15 protein-coding genes are annotated in these 18,103 nt (G+C 72.9%); 7 read left to right on the top strand and 8 right to left on the bottom strand.

Annotation, left to right across the window (positions count from 1 at the left end; translation table 11 throughout):
- Positions 1–119: 119 nt before the first annotated feature.
- The 3 genes from OO52_RS41800 to OO52_RS41790 all read left to right on the top strand — a co-directional run bounded on the left by OO52_RS41800 (position 120) and on the right by OO52_RS41790 (position 4,623).
- A complete protein-coding gene (locus OO52_RS41800) occupies positions 120–1,505 on the top strand; it encodes a DUF6777 domain-containing protein (protein ID WP_030657513.1) in 1,386 nt (461 codons plus the stop codon).
- Positions 1,506–1,635: 130 nt separating this feature from the next.
- Positions 1,636–3,702, top strand: a complete 2,067-nt coding sequence (locus tag OO52_RS41795; RefSeq protein ID WP_030657511.1) for a SpoIIE family protein phosphatase — start codon at positions 1,636–1,638, stop codon at positions 3,700–3,702.
- 57 nt (positions 3,703–3,759) lie between these two features.
- Positions 3,760–4,623, top strand: coding sequence for an Fpg/Nei family DNA glycosylase (locus OO52_RS41790; protein WP_030657509.1), 864 nt, complete (start codon positions 3,760–3,762; stop codon positions 4,621–4,623).
- A 107-nt stretch (positions 4,624–4,730) separates the two neighbouring features.
- On the opposite strand, the gene OO52_RS41785 is transcribed toward OO52_RS41790, so the two are convergent.
- The 3 genes from OO52_RS41785 to OO52_RS41775 all read right to left on the bottom strand — a co-directional run bounded on the left by OO52_RS41785 (position 4,731) and on the right by OO52_RS41775 (position 6,750).
- Positions 4,731–5,384: a zf-HC2 domain-containing protein gene (locus OO52_RS41785; RefSeq protein ID WP_030657507.1), complete on the bottom strand. Its 654-nt coding sequence runs from the start codon at positions 5,382–5,384 to the stop codon at positions 4,731–4,733.
- 151 nt (positions 5,385–5,535) lie between these two features.
- Positions 5,536–6,051 carry a hypothetical protein gene (locus tag OO52_RS41780; RefSeq protein ID WP_030657505.1) on the bottom strand — a complete coding sequence of 172 codons (516 nt, stop codon included), beginning with the start codon at positions 6,049–6,051 and terminating at the stop codon, positions 5,536–5,538.
- A 150-nt stretch (positions 6,052–6,201) separates the two neighbouring features.
- A complete protein-coding gene (locus OO52_RS41775; RefSeq protein WP_030657503.1) occupies positions 6,202–6,750 on the bottom strand; it encodes a sigma-70 family RNA polymerase sigma factor in 549 nt (182 codons plus the stop codon).
- A 239-nt stretch (positions 6,751–6,989) separates the two neighbouring features.
- Between OO52_RS41775 and OO52_RS41770 the strand changes: the two genes are divergently transcribed.
- The gene (locus OO52_RS41770) at positions 6,990–8,138 is read left to right on the top strand and encodes a CapA family protein (protein ID WP_030657501.1); all 1,149 of its coding nucleotides are present in this window, start codon (positions 6,990–6,992) and stop codon (positions 8,136–8,138) included.
- Here OO52_RS41770 and OO52_RS41765 read toward each other — a convergent pair whose 3' ends face one another.
- Entirely contained in the window at positions 8,139–9,560 is a 1,422-nt protein-coding gene (locus OO52_RS41765) for an amino acid permease (protein WP_030657498.1), read from the bottom strand.
- 520 nt (positions 9,561–10,080) lie between these two features.
- Positions 10,081–10,560, bottom strand: a complete 480-nt coding sequence (locus OO52_RS41760) for a universal stress protein (RefSeq protein WP_030657496.1) — start codon at positions 10,558–10,560, stop codon at positions 10,081–10,083.
- A gap of 98 nt (positions 10,561–10,658) precedes the next feature.
- Between OO52_RS41760 and lysX the strand changes: the two genes are divergently transcribed.
- Positions 10,659–13,937: a bifunctional lysylphosphatidylglycerol synthetase/lysine--tRNA ligase LysX gene (gene lysX, locus OO52_RS41755; protein WP_030657494.1), complete on the top strand. Its 3,279-nt coding sequence runs from the start codon at positions 10,659–10,661 to the stop codon at positions 13,935–13,937.
- A gap of 95 nt (positions 13,938–14,032) precedes the next feature.
- Entirely contained in the window at positions 14,033–14,869 is an 837-nt protein-coding gene (locus tag OO52_RS41750) for a polysaccharide deacetylase family protein (RefSeq protein WP_030657492.1), read from the top strand.
- Positions 14,870–14,912: 43 nt separating this feature from the next.
- On the opposite strand, the gene OO52_RS41745 is transcribed toward OO52_RS41750, so the two are convergent.
- Complete coding sequence (locus OO52_RS41745; protein ID WP_030657490.1) at positions 14,913–15,581, bottom strand: class F sortase; 669 nt, start codon at positions 15,579–15,581, stop codon at positions 14,913–14,915.
- A 332-nt stretch (positions 15,582–15,913) separates the two neighbouring features.
- On the opposite strand from OO52_RS41745, the gene OO52_RS41740 reads away from it, so the two are divergent.
- Complete coding sequence (locus tag OO52_RS41740; RefSeq protein WP_030657489.1) at positions 15,914–16,777, top strand: hypothetical protein; 864 nt, start codon at positions 15,914–15,916, stop codon at positions 16,775–16,777.
- A gap of 162 nt (positions 16,778–16,939) precedes the next feature.
- On the opposite strand, the gene OO52_RS41735 is transcribed toward OO52_RS41740, so the two are convergent.
- Both OO52_RS41735 and OO52_RS54120 read right to left on the bottom strand, forming a co-directional pair.
- Positions 16,940–17,704, bottom strand: coding sequence for a DUF4239 domain-containing protein (locus OO52_RS41735; RefSeq protein ID WP_030657487.1), 765 nt, complete (start codon positions 17,702–17,704; stop codon positions 16,940–16,942).
- 32 nt (positions 17,705–17,736) lie between these two features.
- Entirely contained in the window at positions 17,737–17,865 is a 129-nt protein-coding gene (locus tag OO52_RS54120; RefSeq protein WP_257726943.1) for a hypothetical protein, read from the bottom strand.
- Positions 17,866–18,103 lie beyond the last annotated feature (238 nt).

Below are 18,103 nucleotides of genomic sequence, written 5' to 3'. Positions count from 1 at the left end.
GCGCCCTCCTGTGCGCCGGCACCGGCGCCGCTGTCGTCACGGCGTTCCCCGAGTTGCCAGCCAAACCTGAGCGATGCCAACAATAGGGCGTAATCACCCACAGTGATGCGGAGTGTGCGGTGCGGATACCCACCCGATCCATCGTCGCGGCCTGGGCGCTCTCGGTGGCGCTCCTCGCCGCGGGCTGCGCGGGCGCCGGTGTCAAGCAGACCAGGGCGGGCGAACTGGTCCTCCTGGAGGCCGCCACCGACCGGGGGCCCGACCCCTTCACCGACTCCACGGACACCAGACCGGAGTCGCCCCGGGGTACCGCCCGGGTCCAGCCGGGCGACGTCGAGGCACCCCTGCGTGCCGCCCGTACCGTGTCCGGCGCCACACCCGGCCTGTACCGGGGCACCCCGCGCGTCGCCGCCTGTGACGTCGAGCGGCACATCGGCCGTCTGGCGGCGGACGAGGCCAAGGCCGACGCCTTCGCCCAGGTGGCCGGCGTCACCCGGTCGGCGCTCCCCGGCTATCTGCGCGGCCTGACGCCGGTCGTCCTGGGCGCCGACACCCGCGTCACCAACCACGCCTACCGCGACGGTCAGGCGGCCCACTACCAGGCCGTGCTCCAGGCCGGCACCGCCGTACTGGTCGACGACCGGGGCGTACCCCGGGTGCGCTGCGCCTGCGGCAACCCGCTCAAGGCGCCCGCGCCGACCCGCGGCGGTGCCGGGGCCCGGGGTACCCCCTGGGCCGGCTACGAGCCGGACCAGGTGATCGTGGTGGCGCCGGCGCCCCGGGTCGTCACCAGCATCACCATCGTGGACGCCGCGACCCGTACCTGGATCGAGCGCCGGGTCGGCCCCGACGTCCGCCGGGACCGGGTCGTGTCCCCGCCCGCGCGGGCCTCGGCCAGCCCGGTCCCGTCCGACCCGGCGGACGCCGAATCGACGGTCACCGGGCGGCCCAGCCTGCGCGAGAGCGGCCCGGCGGCGTCGCCGTCCGCGTCCGGTACGCAGCGGTCCCCGGCGGGTACGCCGTCGTCCCCGACCGGCTCCGTGGCGCCGGGCGGCCGTGGCGACGCGCCGAACAGCGCCAGCGGCCTCACGCACCGGAACACCGGGACGACGGCGGAGGAGCCGCCGCTCGCCGAGGACGCGCCCGACCCCGACCCCGTTCCCGACCCGGCCCGCGATCTCTCCCTCGACCTCTCCCTGGACCCCTCGGACCCGGGCGCCTCGGATCCGGGTCTCGCCGATCCGGACGCCGCCGACTCGGGCCTGTCCGTTCCGGGGGCCTCCGATCCGGGCGCCTTCGATCCAGACACCTCCGATGCGGGTCCCTCTGGTCCAGCGGATCCAGGCAAGTCCGGACAGGGCCTCTCCGACCCGGACCCGTCCGCCGCCGCCGACGTGCCCGCGATCCCCGGCCTCCCCGACCGCGGCGGGCTGATCCCGGGCGACCCGCCCGCCGCCCGGTCCGGCACCGCGCCCGCCCGCCCCTCGAACGAGCCCGGCGGCTGAGCGCGGGTCCGGGTCCGCCGAGCCGTCGCCGAACACACCGGCCCGGCGCGGCGCGGAACCACCGCCCCCACCCGCCCCTCGTGTCGCCGATCAAGTCGAAGAATCGGCCGGTTCCTGGCAAGGTGGCCCCATGGCCGATCGGGGAGCGAGCGCCCTGTCACTCCCGGAGGACTGGCCCGCACACCCGGACCCGATCCTCGCGCTCAACCGCATGGGCAGCTTCGACTGGGACCTGGACGTCGGTCTGTTCCACATGGACGCCCAGGCCTTCGAGGTGTTCGACCTGCTGCCCGAGGAGTACGACGGGCGCCCGGAGACCCTGGTCGTCAGGGTGCCGCCGCCGGAGGCCGCCCGGCTCGACGCGGTGGTCGCCCGGGCGATCAAGGACGGCAGCGAGAACTACGGCGCCTACTTCCGCATCCGCTGCCGTGACGGCACCATGCGCTGGACGCACACGCAGGGCTACATCCGGCGTGACGACACCGGCCGCCCGCGCCGGGTCGTCGGCATCGTGCGCGACGCCACCGAAGAACTCGCCGACAGCGCGGCGCGCAGCCTGCGGGCCGCCCAGGACCAGGCGTTCCGGCAGCAGACCAGCGTCGTCCAGGTCATCTCCGCCGCGCTCGCCCACGCCCGCAGCGTCCAGGACGTCATCGACGTCCTCAAGGACACCCACGGCATCCGCCATCTCGGCGCGGCCAGCCTGGTGATGGGCCTGGTGGAGGCCGGCCGGATCCGGCTGGTGGCCGAGGGGCCCGTCGGCAGCTTCGTCCCCGGGACCCGCGTCACCCGGATCGACGAGCCGTACCCGATGAGCGAGGTCGTCCGTACGCTCAGCCCCCGGTTCATCGAATCGCCCGAGGAGTTCGCCGAGGGCTACCCGATCCTCTGGCCGCACCTCACCGACCTGCACATCACCTCGGCCGCCTACCTGCCCCTGATCGCCCAGGCCCGCCCGATCGGCGCGATGGGCCTGCTCTACGACGACCGCAGCGGCTTCTCCGCCGAGGAGCGCGCCGTCCTCGTCGCGCTGGGCAGCAGCATCGCCCAGAGCCTCATGCGGGCCATGCTCTACGAACAGGAGAAGGACCTCGCCCAGGGCCTCCAGCAGGCCATGCTGCCCCGCACCATCCCCAGCGTCCCCGGTGCCGACGTCGCGGTCCGCTACCGTTCGGCCGCCCTGGGCCGGGACATCGGCGGCGACTGGTACGACCTCATCCCGCTGCCCGGGGGCCGGGTGGGCGCGGTCATCGGGGACGTCCAGGGCCACGACACGCACGCGGCGGCCGTCATGGGCCAGCTCCGCATCGTGCTGCGCGCCTACGCCGCCGAGGGCCACCCCCCGGCCACCGTGATGGCCCGCGCCTCCGTCTTCCTGGACGAACTCGACACCGACCGCTTCGCCACCTGCCTGTACGCCGAGGCGGACCTGTCCACGGGGGTCGTCCAGATGGTCCGCGCCGGACACATCGACCCGCTGGTGCGGCACAGCGACGGGAGCTGCGCCCGGGTCGGCGTCGAGGGCGGGCTGCCGCTCGGCCTGTCCGCCGAGTTCGGGCGGCTGGAGTATCCCGTCGCCACCCTCGAACTCGACCCCGGCCACACCCTGCTGCTGTGCACCGACGGGCTGGTCGAAGAGCCCGGCACCGACTTGGACGACGGCATGCGCGGCCTGGTGGCCTCCGTCTGCGACGGCCCCCACGACGTGCGCGAACTCGCCGACCGGCTGATCCAGCTCGCCGAGGAGCGGGGCGGCGACGACGACGTGGCCCTGCTCCTGCTGCGCCGCCGCAGCCGGGAGGCCACGCGGGGCGGCGGCCGGCTCCGGCAGCATGTGTCGCCCGGCGACCCGGAGGCCCTCACCCAGGCCCGGCACATGATCCAGGCCGCGGTCCGCGCCTGGGGCGCCCACGACCTCGCCGACGAGATCGAGCTGGTCGCCGGTGAGCTGATCACCAACGCGCTGATGCACACCGAGGGCTCCGCGATCGTCACCCTGCGGGCCCTGGACGACGGCGACCGCAGGCTGCGCATCGAGGTCGAGGACGGCTCCAGTGCCCTGCCGCGGCGCCGCGACGCCGGGGAGATCGGTGTCTCCGGCCGCGGCCTGGTCCTGGTGGAACGGCTCGCCGACAGCTGGGGCGTGGAGGCCCGGGGCGGCGGCAAGGCGGTGTGGTGCGAGTTCCGGGTGCCGTGACCACCGGTCGGGCGTCACGGCGGGGGCGTTGTCGGCGCCGGATGGCACCCTGGACGTATGCCCGAACTGCCCGAGGTAGCAGCGCTGACGGACTTCCTCACCGAGCACCTGGTCGGACGACGGGTGGTGCGGGTGCTGCCCGTGGCCATCAGCGTGCTGAAGACGTACGACCCTCCGGTCACCGCCGTCGAGGGAGCCGAGGTGACGGCCGTGCGCCGGCACGGCAAGTTCCTGGACGTCGAGACGGACGGCGGGCTGCATCTGGTGGCCCATCTGGCCCGCGCCGGCTGGCTCCAGTGGAAGCACCGGCTGCCGGACGGCCCGCCGAAGCCGGGGAAGGGCCCGCTGGCGCTGCGCGTGGCGCTGGAGACGGGGGAGGGCTTCGACCTGACCGAGGCCGGCACCCAGAAGCGCCTCGCCGTGTACGTCGTCCGCGACCCGGAGGAGGTGCCCGGCATCGCCCGCCTCGGCCCCGATCCGCTCGCCGACGACTTCGACGAGGACCGCTTCGCCGCCCTGCTGCAAGGCGAACGGCGACAGCTGAAGGGCGCCCTGCGCGACCAGTCGCTGATCGCGGGCGTCGGCAACGCCTACAGCGACGAGATCCTGCACGCCGCGAAGATGTCCCCGTTCAAGCTGGCCGCCTCCCTCACGCCGGAGGAGACCCACCGGCTGTACGAGGCGCTGCGCGACACGCTCACCCAGGCGGTCGAGCGCTCCCGGGGCGTGGCCGCCGGGCGGCTGAAGGCGGAGAAGAAGAGCGGCCTGCGCGTCCACGGCCGCACCGGCGAACCCTGTCCGGTGTGCGGCGACACGATCCGGGAGATCTCCTTCAGCGACTCCTCGCTCCAGTACTGCCCCACCTGCCAGACGGGCGGCAAGCCCCTGGCCGACCGCCGGCTGTCCCGCCTGCTGAAATGAGCCCGGCGCTCAGCGCCGGCTGTCGCGGAGGCCGATGACCACCGCTCCCCACCAGCACACCTGGGACACGAGAGCCGCGGCGGCGCCGAAGCCGAGCACCGGCGCGGTCACCGTGCCCGTACCGTGACCAGCCGTTTCCCGTCCGTGGTGCGGATGTCGAAGCGGGCGATCTGGTCGGGGTGCATCGCGGTCGAGCCCATCGCGGTGGTGGGCCGGGTGCCGTCACCCGCGTTGGTCCAGCCGGCGACGACCTGTTCCGTGCCGTCGCGGCCGACCGCGACCAGCCGGCAGGTGTGCGCTCCGGAGCCGTCCTTGACCTCGAGCCGCAGATCGCTGCCCCAGTCCTCCTCCGCCGAGGTGACCCGCGCCCACACCCCGGTGTCGGGATCGGTGGCCGCGGCGACCTGTGCCGCCGGGTCGGTGTGGCCGGAGAACGCCACGATCCCGGGGCCGGCCACGGCCAGCACCACGGAGGCGGCCAGGCCGTACAGCATCCGGCGGCGCCGCGTCCGCCGCAGGTGCGCCAGCTCCCCGAGCAGGCGGTCCAGCAGCCGGGGGCCGGGCTGTGCCATGGGGTTCACGAAGCGCGGCGTGGCCCGGCGGTACAGCATCAACTGCCGGGTGGTGGCCCCGAATCCGGTCACGTGTGCCGCGCACTGAGGGCACTCCATGAGGTGGTCCTCGAAGCGGAAGGCCTCCGCCTCGTCCAGCACGCCGAGCGCGTACGCGCCGACGTCGCGATGCCTTTCCAGGGACCTCATGCCGAATCCTCGTGCCGATGGGTGCGGGTGGGGTTACTCCTTGCTCCCACCCGTACGCAGCCGACCGCCGAATCACTCAAGCCGTGCACGAAATCGCGGACAAGAGATTCGGAGCGGCCCGGCCCGCGGATTGGTGTGAATTCCGGAAGGTTCAGAAGAGGTGGATCGCGAGGTGCCCGAGGGGCAGCCCGAGCCGCCAGGCCGGGGTCCACACCTTCGGTCCCTCGTCCTCCCCGAGCACCGCGCCGCCGCCCGGCACCGCGTCCAGGTCCGGCGCGAGCAGTTCCGTCTCCTCCAGCCAGCGCCAGGCGTCCTCCGCCAGTGCCAGGTCGGGGCACGGCGTGCCGGAGCCGGCCGCCCGCTCCGTCAGCTCGGCGATGCGCTCCCGCACCCAGTCCTGCCACGGCTGGTCGTAGGCGGTCAGCGACAGCCAGTTCTCCAGCTGGGAGATCACCCGGATGCCGGACAGCTCCCCGTCGGTGTCGGACAGGAAGACGGTCAGCGCCAGCGCGTCCCGGCCGGCCCGGAACTCGAAGGACGTCGGTGGCATCAGATCGCCGGTGCGCAGCAGCTCGTCGGCGATGTACTCGGCGTACAACCAGGCCATCGGAACGGCCAGTTCGCCGCCGTCGGCGCCGTGTGTGCTCTCGTGACCTCTGTCCAGCATCCCTTCCTGCCTTCCTCCGGTGCGTGCGCGTCGCCCGAGCCCCGTCGGGACTCAAGCCCCGGTGCCCGCCGGAACGCGGATGAGGACAGCCCATGCCCGAACGGGGGCCGCAGCAAGGCGCTTTACCGAGGTTTGACCCGGCTTCCGGTTTCAGCGCAGGTCGGCCGCATAACCCGGAAGGCCCCGGCGCAGGGCGCGCAACGCGTAATACGCGCGGGATTTCACGGTACCGGCTGGAATCCCCAGGGTCTGCGCCGCTTCCGCCACACTGGCCCCGCGGAAATACACGAGTACCAGCACGTCACGGTGTTCCGGAGTGAGTGTCTTCACAGCCTCCCGGACGTCGAGCCTCGCTGCGGCCCGTTCGGCGTGGTCGGCGGTCACCCGCGCGTTCTCGGGGACCTCGTCCCCGACCTCGGGCGGTCGCGCCTGCCGAGCCCGCCGGGCGTCGATCGCGAGCCGCCGGGCCACGGTGAGCAGCCAGGGCCGTACGGAGTCGTAGCCGTCGGCGTGCAGTGCCTCGGGATGCTGCCAGGCGCGCACCAGGGTCTCCTGGACGAGGTCCTCGGCGCGCTGCCGGTCTCCGTCGCAGAGCCTGAACAGCAGGGCGAACAGGGGTCCGCCGTGCTCGCGCTGGAGCGCGGCCAGCTCGTGCTCGGCGGTCGTCGTCCCGGGGGTGAGTGAGGTTCCGGCCGTCATGGCCGTATGGCAGCGCAGGGCGCCGCCGGCGGACAGGGGGCGGACCCGGTTGTGCGACGGACGGTCGAACGCGTCGGCGAACGGTCGGACGAGCGGTACGCCGGAACCCGGGCGAGCGGTATGTCAGGACTCCGGACGGACTAAGGACAGCTCTCGGGCTGTTTATCCGACTCGCCAGCTTCATACCCATATGCCCGTGACGGCTTCGTCTGTATATACGACAATCTTGGGGTGAGTTGATGATCGGACGCAGACAGCAGGTGGCCCTGGCCCTGACCGCCGTCCTCGCGGCCGGAGCCGCCTGCCAGAACCAGCACCGGGAGTCCGGCACGGAGGGACACTCCGCGCCCGCCGCCGCGGACGGCTTCACCCTCGTGGCCTCCGGAGACGTCCTGCCGCACACCTCCGTCATCGAGCGCGCCTCCTTCGACGCCGGCGGCAGCGGCCACGACTTCCGCCCGATGCTCTCCGGCATCCAACCGGTCGTCTCCCGCGCCGATCTGGCGCTGTGTCACATGGAGACCGTCTACGGCGCCGACGGCGACTACGCCGGGTACCCCGACTTCAAGTCCCCGCCGCAGATCGCCCAGGCCCTGGCCGCCACCGGCTACGACGGCTGCTCCACCGCCTCCAACCACGCCCTGGACGACGGCGCCACCGGCATCCGGCGCACCCTCGACGCCATGGACCAGGCCGGCATCCGGCACGCCGGGACCGCCCGCGACGAGGCCGAGGCCCGCTCGGTCACGCTCCTGCGGGCGGGCTCTGCCAAGGTCGCCCACCTGTCGTACACCTTCGGCACCAACGGCAACGCGCTGCCGCCCGGGCAGCCCTGGGCGGTCAACCTGATCGACGCCGACCGGATGATCGCCGACGCCCGCGCGGCCCGGCGGGCCGGCGCCGACGTGGTCGTGCTCTCCGTGCACTGGGGCACCGAATGGCAGGACGAGCCCGACCGGCAGCAGCTCACGCTCGCCCAGCGGCTCACCGCCTCGGCCACGGCCGGCCGCCCGGACATCGACCTGATCCTCGGCACCCACGCCCACGTCCCGCAGGCGTACGAGAAGGTCAACGGCACCTGGGTGATCTACGGGATGGGCGACCAGATCGCCGGCGAGATGTACAACGGCGAGGGCGCCCAGGACCCGCGCGGCAACGAGTCCACCCTCGGCCGCTTCACCTTCGCCCCGCCCGCCCGGCCGGGAGAGGCCTGGCGGGTCACCAAGGCCGAGTTCGTCCCCCAGCTCTACGACCTCGACGCGGGCCGGGTCGTCGACCTCAACAGGGCCATCGCCGAGGGCGCCGAGCTGGAGGGGGTGCGCGACCGGATCAGGGACGTGGTGCTCAGCCGGGGCGCCGGGCAGGACGGCCTGGTCATGGCGGAGTGACTACGAGGCCGGCCGCTCCGCCAGCACCGAGCGCCGGTAGGAGTATCCGAAGTAGATGCCGCAGCCGATCGCGAACCAGACCGCGAACCGCACCCAGGTCTGCCACTGCAGGAACGTGATCAGCCAGATCGAGAACAGGACCCCCAGCGCGGGCACGACCGGCATCCCCGGCGTCCGGAAGGTGCGCGGCAGCTCCGGCTGCCGGTAGCGCAGCACGATCACCGCCGTGCACACCACCACGAACGCTAGCAGGATGCCGATGTTGGTCAGCTCGGCCGCCTCACCGATCGGTACGAACCCGGCGATGACGGCCGAGGCCAGCCCCACGATCCAGGTCACCCGGGTCGGCACGTGCCGCGTCGGGTGCGTCTTCGCGAACCACCGGGGCAGCAGTCCGTCCCGGGACATCGAGAACCACACCCGCGTCACGCCCAGCATGAACGTGAACATCACCGTGAGGATGCCGATGATCGCCCCGACCGCGATCACGTCCGCGAGCGCGCCCAGACCCACCGACTTGAACGCCGTGGAGAAGCCGCTCTCCTTGTCGATGTCCTTGTAGTTCTGCATGCCCGTCAGCACGAGACAGGCCGCCACGTACAGCACCATGGAGATCACCAGCGAGTAGATGATCGCCTTCGGCATGTGCCGCTGGGCGTCCTTCGACTCCTCGGCCGCCGTCGACATCGCGTCGTAGCCGAACACCGCGAAGAACACCGTCGCGGCGCCGGTGAACGCCCCGCTGATGCCGAACGGGAAGAACGGGTGGTAGTTGGCCGTGTTGATGTGGAAGACGCCCACCCCGATCACCAGCAGCACCACCAGCACCTTCAGCGCCACCACGAACGTCTCGAAGCGGGCCGCGCTGCGGATGCCCTGGTTCAGCAGCCAGGCGATCAGCAGACAGAGCAGGGCCGCGAACAGGTCGACCCGGTGCCCGGTCCCGGTGCCGGGCGCGCCCAGCATCCACCGCGGCAGGTCGGCGCCCATCTGCTCCACCAGGAAGCTGAAGTAGCCGGAGATGCCGATGGCCACCACGGCCACGATCGCGGTGTACTCCAGCAGCAGGTCCCAGCCGATGAACCAGCCCGCGAACTCGCCGAGCACCGCGTAACCGTAGGTGTAGGCCGACCCCGCCTTCGGGATCATCCCGGCGAACTCGGCGTACGACAGTGCCGCGCACGCGCTCGCGACACCGGCGATCAGGAACGACACCAGCACCGCGGGCCCGGCCGTGCCGTTCGCCACCGTGCCGGCCAGCGTGAAGATGCCCGCGCCGATGATGCCGCCCACACCGATGGCGGTCAGCTGCCAGAGCCCCAGCGACTTGTCCAGCCGGGTGCCCTCGCCGACCTCCGTCTCCTCGATGTGCTCGATGGGTTTGCGGCGGAGAATCCCCTCACCCGCGCGGAGCCTGTCCATGGGCCTCACCTCTTCGCCGACGGCAAACGGCTGACGGCGGATCATGATGGCTCAGCGAAGAGCCCCAGGGAAGGCGCCACGCACGGCCCACACGGTGTCCGGATCCGACCGGCGAGACGTACGCGCGGCGCCGCGAGCCCCGGGTGCGGGCCGGTGAGCGGTGCGCCCGGTCTCCTCGCCGACGAGGACGAGTCAGGGCGAGCCGGCGACCCCGGCCGGCCGGCAGGGCCTCGTCGTGAACGGCCGCTGATGATCACGGGGCCCTGGCGTCCTGCCCGGCTCCCGGCCGACCCGGTCTCCCCGACTGGGAGCGGTGAGGGCTCTAGGGGGCGGCCCGATCCCCGGCGCGGGCGCGGTCACCCCCGGCCCCTGCCGCCGCACGCCCCGCCCCGAGCCCAGCGACCGGGTGGCACTCGTACCCTCGCCGGCCGGTCGGTCAGCGTGAGGCATGACCGGCCTGTGCCGCCTGCCGCGCACCTCGACGGTCCGTGCGCCGCGCTCACCTCCGCGGAAGCGCCCCCTACGGCACGACCGTCACCGGCCAGCGGCCCGTCTTCACCAGGCGGACCGCCACCGAGCCGACGATCCGGTGGCCCGCCTGTTCCGAGGCACCCACCACCACCGCGTCCGCCTTCAGCTCGTCCGCCGCCTTCACCAGCCCGTTGTAGGGGTCGCCGCGGAAGGTGTGGAACTCCCAGCGCACCTCGAAGGTCCCCTTGAGCCGCTCGGTCCCCTCCCGGATCTGCGCGACCAGGTCCTCGGCGATCTCGTCGGTGGTCTCCGCCACCGGCGCCCCGAGCGCCGCCCCGGCCGCGAGCACCGGTTGTACGTACACCACCGCCAGCAGCGCGCGCTGGCGCCGGGCCAGACCCGCCGCGTACGCGGCGGCACGCATCGAGGAGTCGGAGCCGTCCACGCCGACCACGATGACCTTCGGTCCGTCCGTGCCCCGTTCGAACCGGTGTTCATGCGAGTGCTGCTCGTGATGCTGTTCCGTCACGGCACGAGGCTATCGGAATCGACCGTTCCTGGTGAACGCCTGTTCACGGGGGGCCGCTCGACGGGCGAGGCACGGCGGCCCTTCCTAGAGTCGGAACCATGACCGCCACCGCGGAGCCCGCCCCACGGAGGGCCGCCACGGCGCCGACACGCCCGCCCGCCGGCGGACGCCTCGGCCGGGTCCCGGAGGCCTTCGCGACCCTCTTCGCCGCCCTCGGCCTGCTGTGCGCCCTGCTCGCGATCATCAGCCCGCTGCGCCGGCCGCTCCGCCCGCTGGTCCGCACCCTCGACCTGCTCCTGGTCCCCATCAGCGACAACCTCGCCTACGCCGTCTTCCTGTTCCTGCTGGCCGGCGCCACCGCCGCCCGCAAGAAGGCCGCCTGGTGGCTGGTCGTCGTCTATCTCGGCCTGCTCGTCCTCACCGACGCCCTCGGCGCCGCCGTCGGCCTGTACGCGGAGTCGCTGCCGTCCCTCGCGCTGTGCGCGCTGCTGCTGCTCCTGCTCGTGCTCGCGCGCGGGGAGTTCTACGCCGTCTCCCGCCGCGGGGCCGTATGGCGGGCCTTCGCCGTGCTCCTTGCCGGGCTCGCCGTGGCGATCCTGCTCGGCTGGGGCCTGCTGCTGCTCTTCCCGGGCACGCTCCCGGCCGGCCAGCACCTGGCCTGGGCCGCCGACCGGGTGTGCGGCGGGCTGGTCCCGGGCAGCGCCTTCGGCGGCCGCCCACCGCGCCAGGTGACCTTCGTGCTCGGCCTGCTAGGCGCCCTCGCCCTGCTGAACGCGGCCGCCACGCTGTTCCGTTCCCAGCGCCTGGAAGCCGCCCTGCACGGTGACGAGGAGGCCCGCATCCGTGCCCTGCTGGCGGCGTACGGCGACCGGGACTCCCTCGGCTACTTCGCCACCCGGCGCGACAAGGCCGTCGTCTTCTCACCCAGCGGCAAGGCGGCCGTCACCTACCGCGTCGAGGCCGGGGTGTGCCTGGCCTCCGGGGACCCAGTCGGCGACCCGGAGGCCTGGCCGCGCGCCGTCGACGCCTGGCTGGACCTGGCCCGCCGGCACGCCTGGGCGCCCGCCGTCATGGGCGCCTCCGAGGCCGGCGCCCGCGCCTGTGCCCGCGCCGGCCTGGGCGCCCTCCAGCTCGGTGACGAGGCGATCCTGCACGTCCCGGGATTCGACCTGACCGGCCGCGAGATGCGCGTCACCCGGCAGGCCGTGCACCGGGTCCGCCGTACCGGAGCGGTCTGCCGCATCCGTCGCCACGCGCACCTCGGCGAACGCGAGATGGAGGAGATCGTCCGCAAGGCCGACGCCTGGCGGGACACCGAGACCGAGCGCGGCTTCTCCATGGCCCTGGACCGGCTCGGCGACCCCGCCGACGGCGACTGCCTGCTCGTGGAGGCCCTCGGCGAGGACGGCCGGCTGCTCGCGCTGCTCTCCTTCGTGCCCTGGGGCCGCGACGGCGTGTCCCTGGACCTGATGCGCCGTGACCGGGCCGCCCCCAACGGGGTCATGGAGTTCATGGTCGCCGAACTGTGCTCCGCCGCTCCGAAACTGGGCGTGCGCCGCATCTCCCTGAACTTCGCCGTCTTCCGGTCCGTCTTCGAGGAGGGCGCCCGCATCGGCGCCGGACCGGTCCTGCGGCTGTGGCGCCGGCTGCTGCTGTTCCTCTCCCGCTGGTGGCAACTGGAGGCCCTGTACCGCTCCAACGCCAAGTACCGCCCCGAGTGGTACCCGCGCTTCATCTGCTACGGCGACACCGCCTCCCTCGCCCGCATCGGCCTCGCCTCCGCCATCGCCGAAGGCTTCGTCTCCGTCCCTTCTCTGCGCAAACTCTGGAGAAAAGGGCACCCGGAGGACGGACGGCGGCCCGCCACCACGGCGGGCCCGCCGTCCGTGCCGGTGTCCGGCCTCGCCGGAGGGGACGGGGCCGGGCCCGCGACCCCGGACGCGGGCCTGCCCGACCAGGTCCGTGTCCGGTACCGCACCCTGGACCGGCTGCGCGCCACCGGCACCGATCCGTACCCCGTGGGCGTCCCCGCCCCGACCCACGCCCTCGCCGACGTCACCCCCGGCGCGGACGTCACCGTGGCCGGACGCGTCATGCTGGTCCGCGACTTCGGCGGCATCGTCTTCGCCGTGCTGCGCGACTGGTCCGGCGACCACCAGATCGCCCTCACCCGCGACGGCTCCGGCCCGGCACTCGACCGCTTCACCCGCGACACCGACATCGGCGACCACATCACCGTCACCGGTCACGCTGCCCTCAGCGACAAGGGCGAACCCACCGTCTTCGTCACCTCCTGGCAGCTCACCGGCAAGTGCCTGCACCCCCTGCCCGACAAACGGCGCGGGCTCACCGACCCGGAGGCCAAGGTCCGGCGCCGTCACCTGGACCTGATCACCAGCCCCGACGCCCGCGCCGTCCTGCGCACCCGCTCCGCCGCCGTCCAGGCCCTGCGCCAGGGGCTGCTGGACCGCGGCTACCTGGAGGTCGAGACCCCGATGCTCCAGCGGGTCCACGGCGGCGCCAACGCCCGCCCCTTCACCACCCACATCAACGCCTACGACCTCGACCTGTACCTGCGCATCGCCCCCGAGCTGTACCTCAAGCGGCTATGCGTCGGCGGCCTGGAGAAGGTCTTCGAACTGGGCCGCACCTTTCGCAACGAGGGCGTCTCCCACAAGCACAACCCCGAGTTCACGATGCTGGAGGCCTACCAGGCGCACGCCGACTACGACGTCATGCTCGACCTCGCCCGCGAACTGGTCCAGGGCGCCGCGACCGCCGCCCACGGCTCCCCGGTGGTCCGCAGGGACGGCGCCGAGCACGACATCTCCGGGACCTGGCCGGTCAAGACCGTGTACGGGGCGCTCTCCGAGACGCTCGGGGAAGAGATCGGCCCCGGCACCGAACTGCTGCGGCTGCACCGGCTGTGCGACCGCACCGGGGTGCCGTACACCGCGGACGACGGGCCCGGTGACGTGGTGCTGGAGATGTACGAACGGCTGGTCGAGCACCGGACCGGAGCGCCCACCTTCTACAAGGACTTCCCGGCCGACGTCTCCCCGCTGACCCGGCGGCACCGCGCCGACCCCCGGCTCGCCGAACGCTGGGACCTGGTCGCCTTCGGCACCGAACTCGGCACCGCCTACTCCGAGCAGACCGACCCCGTCGAGCAGCGCCGCCGGCTCACCGAGCAGTCGCTGCGGGCCGCCGGCGGCGACCCGGAGGCCATGGAACTGGACGAGGACTTCCTCCAGGCCCTCGCCTACGCCATGCCCCCGACCGGCGGCCTCGGCCTCGGCGTCGACCGGGTCGTCATGTTCCTCACCGGTCTGACGATCCGCGAGACGCTGCCCTTCCCGCTCGTGCGCCGCCGCTGAGACGTCCGTTGCCCACTGCGCCGTCCGGGTGCATTACCGCCGCCGCACCGGTGCCGTTGTGGTGCGCCGGAGCCCGGTGGGGCGACTGATGGGTCATGCAGAAGGATCAGTTGTTCACGCGGCGCCGGATGCTCCTCGCCGGCGTCGCCGCCCTGGGAGCCGCGGGCACCGCCGGAGCCGTCCTGGCGCAGGGCGGCGAGGAGACCGCCCGGACCGCCGCGGCCCCCGTCGCCGGCCCGCAGGCCCGTCAGGCGCTCAAGCCCTCGGCCTTCCGGCTCCAGCCGCTCGCCGGAGACGGACCGCCGCGCGCCGCGCCCCGCAGGCTGAAGGTGCGCAAGGAACCCATCATGCGGGTCTCCGGAAGCGGCCGGCACATGGTGCTGACCTTCGACGACGGCCCCAACCCGGAGTACACCCCGCACATCCTGGACACCCTCGCCAAGTACGACGTACGGGCCATGTTCTTCGTCTGCGGCGAGTGCGTCGTGCAGAACAGGGAACTGCTGGCCCGGATGGCCGACGAGGGCCACGTCGTCGGCAACCACACCTGGACGCATCCCCTGCTGACCGAGCTGAACCGCCGTGAGATCCGCTCCGAGATGGAGAGCACCAGCGACGCCATCGAGGACTCCTACGGCGAGCGCCCGCAGTGGTTCCGCGCTCCCTACGGCGCCTGGAACCGCGCCGCGTTCCAACTGGGCGCGGAGATGGGCATGGAGCCGATGGCCTGGACCGTGGACACCACCGACTGGATGGTGCCCGGCACCCGCACCATCATCGACCAGGTGGAGAGCGGCGCCGCCCCCGGTGTCGTGGTGCTCTCCCACGACGCCGGGGGCGACCGCTCGCAGACCGTCCGCGCGATCCGCGAATGGCTGCCCTATCTGATCGACTCCGGGTACCGCCTCACCGTGCCGCGCCGGCGCGTGTGACGTCGTCCGGCCGTACTCTTTCGCCCCGCCGGGCCGCGGTGGTTCACACGACCGCGGCCAGGCGGGCGAAGACCACGACATTCCCGTCGTAGCCGTTCTGCTTCGAGAAACCACCGCCGCAGGTGATGACCCGGAGTTCCGGTGCGCCCTTCGAGCCGTACACCCGGTCGCCCGGGAAGTTGCTCTTCTCGAAGACCTCGACCCCGTAGATCTCGAACACGGCGGTCCTTCCGTCCTGGCGCAGGACCTCGACCTGGTTGCCCTTCTTCAGCGCCCCGAGGCCGTAGAACACGGCGGGGCCCTGCTTGTTGTCGACGTGTCCGACGATGACCGCGGTGCCCTTCTCCCCCGGGGACACGGCGCCGGTGAACCAGCCGGCCAGGCCCGGGTTCTCCGGCGGCGGCGCCGCGACCCAGCCGTCCGCGTCCAGCCCGACCTGCACGACGGGCGCGTCCACCCGGATCGCCGGGATCCGGACCCGCTGCACGGGGGAGAACGGCAGGGCGGGCGCCGGTGAGAAGGTGCCCAGGGTGGCGCGGGTGTCCGGAGCCGCCGCGGTGGCGGGTTGCGGCGGGCCGACGTCGAACTCGCCCGAACCGTTGCGAATGAGCGCCAGGCCGGTCAGCAGAACAAGCGCTATCACGCCCCAGGGGGCGCGCTTCCTCCGCCGCTCCTCCTCTTCGGCAAGCTGGGCCAGCTTGGACGCAGACATTCGTCACCCCTCTCGACGCGGGCCTCGCCACGTCCCTCGCGCATGGGAAAACGCTAAGTCCCGCGCGTGCGGCGGGCGACGGGTCGAACGGCGAACGGGTGGCCTCGCACCCGGCCGGTGCGCCATCCGAGTTGCCGTTTCCAGATAATTTCTGACGGTCCGTGACCTGCGGCAATATCCGATTGTGTGGTTGTCGGTCGGCGTGTCGGCTCACCAGGACGGACCATTCTCGACATGCGGGCGTGTTCTGCGCGTCTGAGGGTCTACCCGGGAGGTGTTTTCTCGCCGATCCACCGGGGACGGGACCCGGGGCGCCTCCCGCGGAGGATCACATGCGCAACCAACGCGCCCTGGCGGCGGCGTGCACCGCGGTCGCCGTGCTCGGGCTCGCCGCCCCTGACGCCGTCGCGGACGGCATGGGCAACGGCGGCGGACCGAGCAGCACCGACAACAACAACGCCACGGTCATCGTGCCCGGTACCGGCAACATCGGCACCTTCAGTGGGAACGGCGTCCTGCCCGGGAACGGCGTCTTCCCGGGGAACGGGAACTTCAACGGGAACGGCCATTTCAACGGCAACGGCAACGGCAACGGCAACGGGAACTTCAACGGGAACGGTAACGGCCGCGGGAACGGGAACTTCAACGGCAACGGCAACGGCCGCGGGCACGAAGGCAACGGCCGTGGCGGTGAGGGCAACGGTCGCGGGGGCGAGGGCTTCGGCAACGGACGCGGAGACGACTTCGGCCGCGGGAACGGATTCGGAGGAGAGGGGTTCGGGGGCCATGGCGACGAGTTCGGCAACTCGGGCGACATCTTCGTCACGCCCGACATCGTTTCGGCCGGGGGCCGCCTCACCATCATCGTGAACGGCTGCCGGCGCGGTACGGCGAGTTCCGACGCCTTCGGCACCATCGACCTGGAACAGTTCCACGACGACACCGCGCGGGGCGTCGCCATCGTCGACCGCGACGCCGGCCGCGGCCGGTACGACGTCACCGTCCGCTGTGACGGCCGCACCCTGACCCGCCGTGGGGCGTTCAGCGTCATCGGCGGCGTCAACGGCGGTTTCGGCGGAAGCAGGACCAGCGGGGCGACGCCCACCGACATGGCCATCGGCGGTGGCCTGGTGGGCGCGGCCGTGCTCGGCAGCGGTGCCTTCTGGATGCGCCGTCGGCACGAGAAGCGCGTCTGAGCCCCCGGTGCGCCGCGGAGGCCACCGGATCCGTCCCCGCACCCTGAGCACACGCACGTCGACAGGCCTTCGCCCCGGTTCCTCGCGGAAGCGGGGGCGAAGGCCTGCGGTGGCTGCCGTCCCGGCCGGGCGGCAGAGGCCGCTCCGGCGGGGCGGCCGGGGTTACCCGGTGATGCCCGGGAACAGGCTCTGGAACGGCTCCGCCGTCACCGCGATGCCCCGGCTGTAGGGCGCGTCGAAGTCCCAGATGAGGAACAGCATGAAGGCGATGGTCGCGGAGAACAGCCCGGCCAGGACCAGTTCGCGCCGGGTGCGCCGGATCTGCAGCGCGAACACCATGCCGATGGTGATCAGCGCGCCGCAGAACAGCCCCCACCACACGACCGGCGGCATGGTGGCCCCGGTGGAGTCGGCGCGCGCGTTGCGCGCCTGGTCGGCGGTGGCCATCTGGTCCAGCAGCGGCTGGTAGGCCTGCGCCTCGAAGTCGTTCTTCGGCCGGTAGTCGGTGACGGCCTCCCGGACCTTGTGCAGCAGTTCGGTGCCGCGGTCCGTGACCCGCTCGTCGTCCGCCATCCTCCGCCACTCGGTGTGGACGACGTAACCGACGTAGGCGTCGATGTCCGCGCGGATCCCGTCCCGGACGTCCGGCGGGTACACCCGGACCCGCTCCGAGATCTCGTGCAGCGCCTGGGCCTCGGTCTGCACGTGGTCCTGGGCGGTGTTGCGCGCCTCCCACACGCCCGCGATGGCCAGGCCCAGGACGATGGCGTAGATGACGCCGATCCACATCGTCATGTACTCGATGACGTCCGGGGTCTCGCTGGGATCCTCGTCCTCGGCGGCCGTCCGGTGCCGTAGCAGCGTGATGACGACCACCACGCCGCAGGCCCCCAGCATCGCGAGGACGAGAACAAGCCAATCCGACAACTGATGCCTCCAGGAGTGAAGGGGCCCGCGCGTCAGCGCGGGCGCAGCGCCGCTACGGCGACGATCGCGGGGACGGTGATGAGCAGCACGTAGGTGACCGGCGAGGTGTGACCCCGCGTGGGGCGGCTGATGGCGTGGGGGTGGTACGCCGGGTAGCTCACCGGGGTCACGGAGGGCCGTGGGGTGGGCTTGGGCGTCGGCTTCGGCGTGGGTCTCGGCGGCGCCGGCGGTGCCGGGGGCGGTGTCGGCCGGGGTGCCGGAGGAGCGGGGGGCGCCGGAGCGGGCCGGGCGGGCGGTCGCGGCGTGGGGGTCGGCTTCGGCGGCGGTGGCGGCGTCGGACGTGGCGTCGGCGTCGGCTTGGGTGTCGGTGTCGGTGTCGGTGTCGGTGTCGGTGTCGGC

The organism is Streptomyces flaveolus (genome assembly GCF_000716535.1).
GTDB lineage: Bacteria > Actinomycetota > Actinomycetes > Streptomycetales > Streptomycetaceae > Streptomyces > Streptomyces flaveolus_A.
Note: the sequence above shows the minus strand (reverse complement) of the source record. Positions and strands in the feature narration are given on the sequence as shown.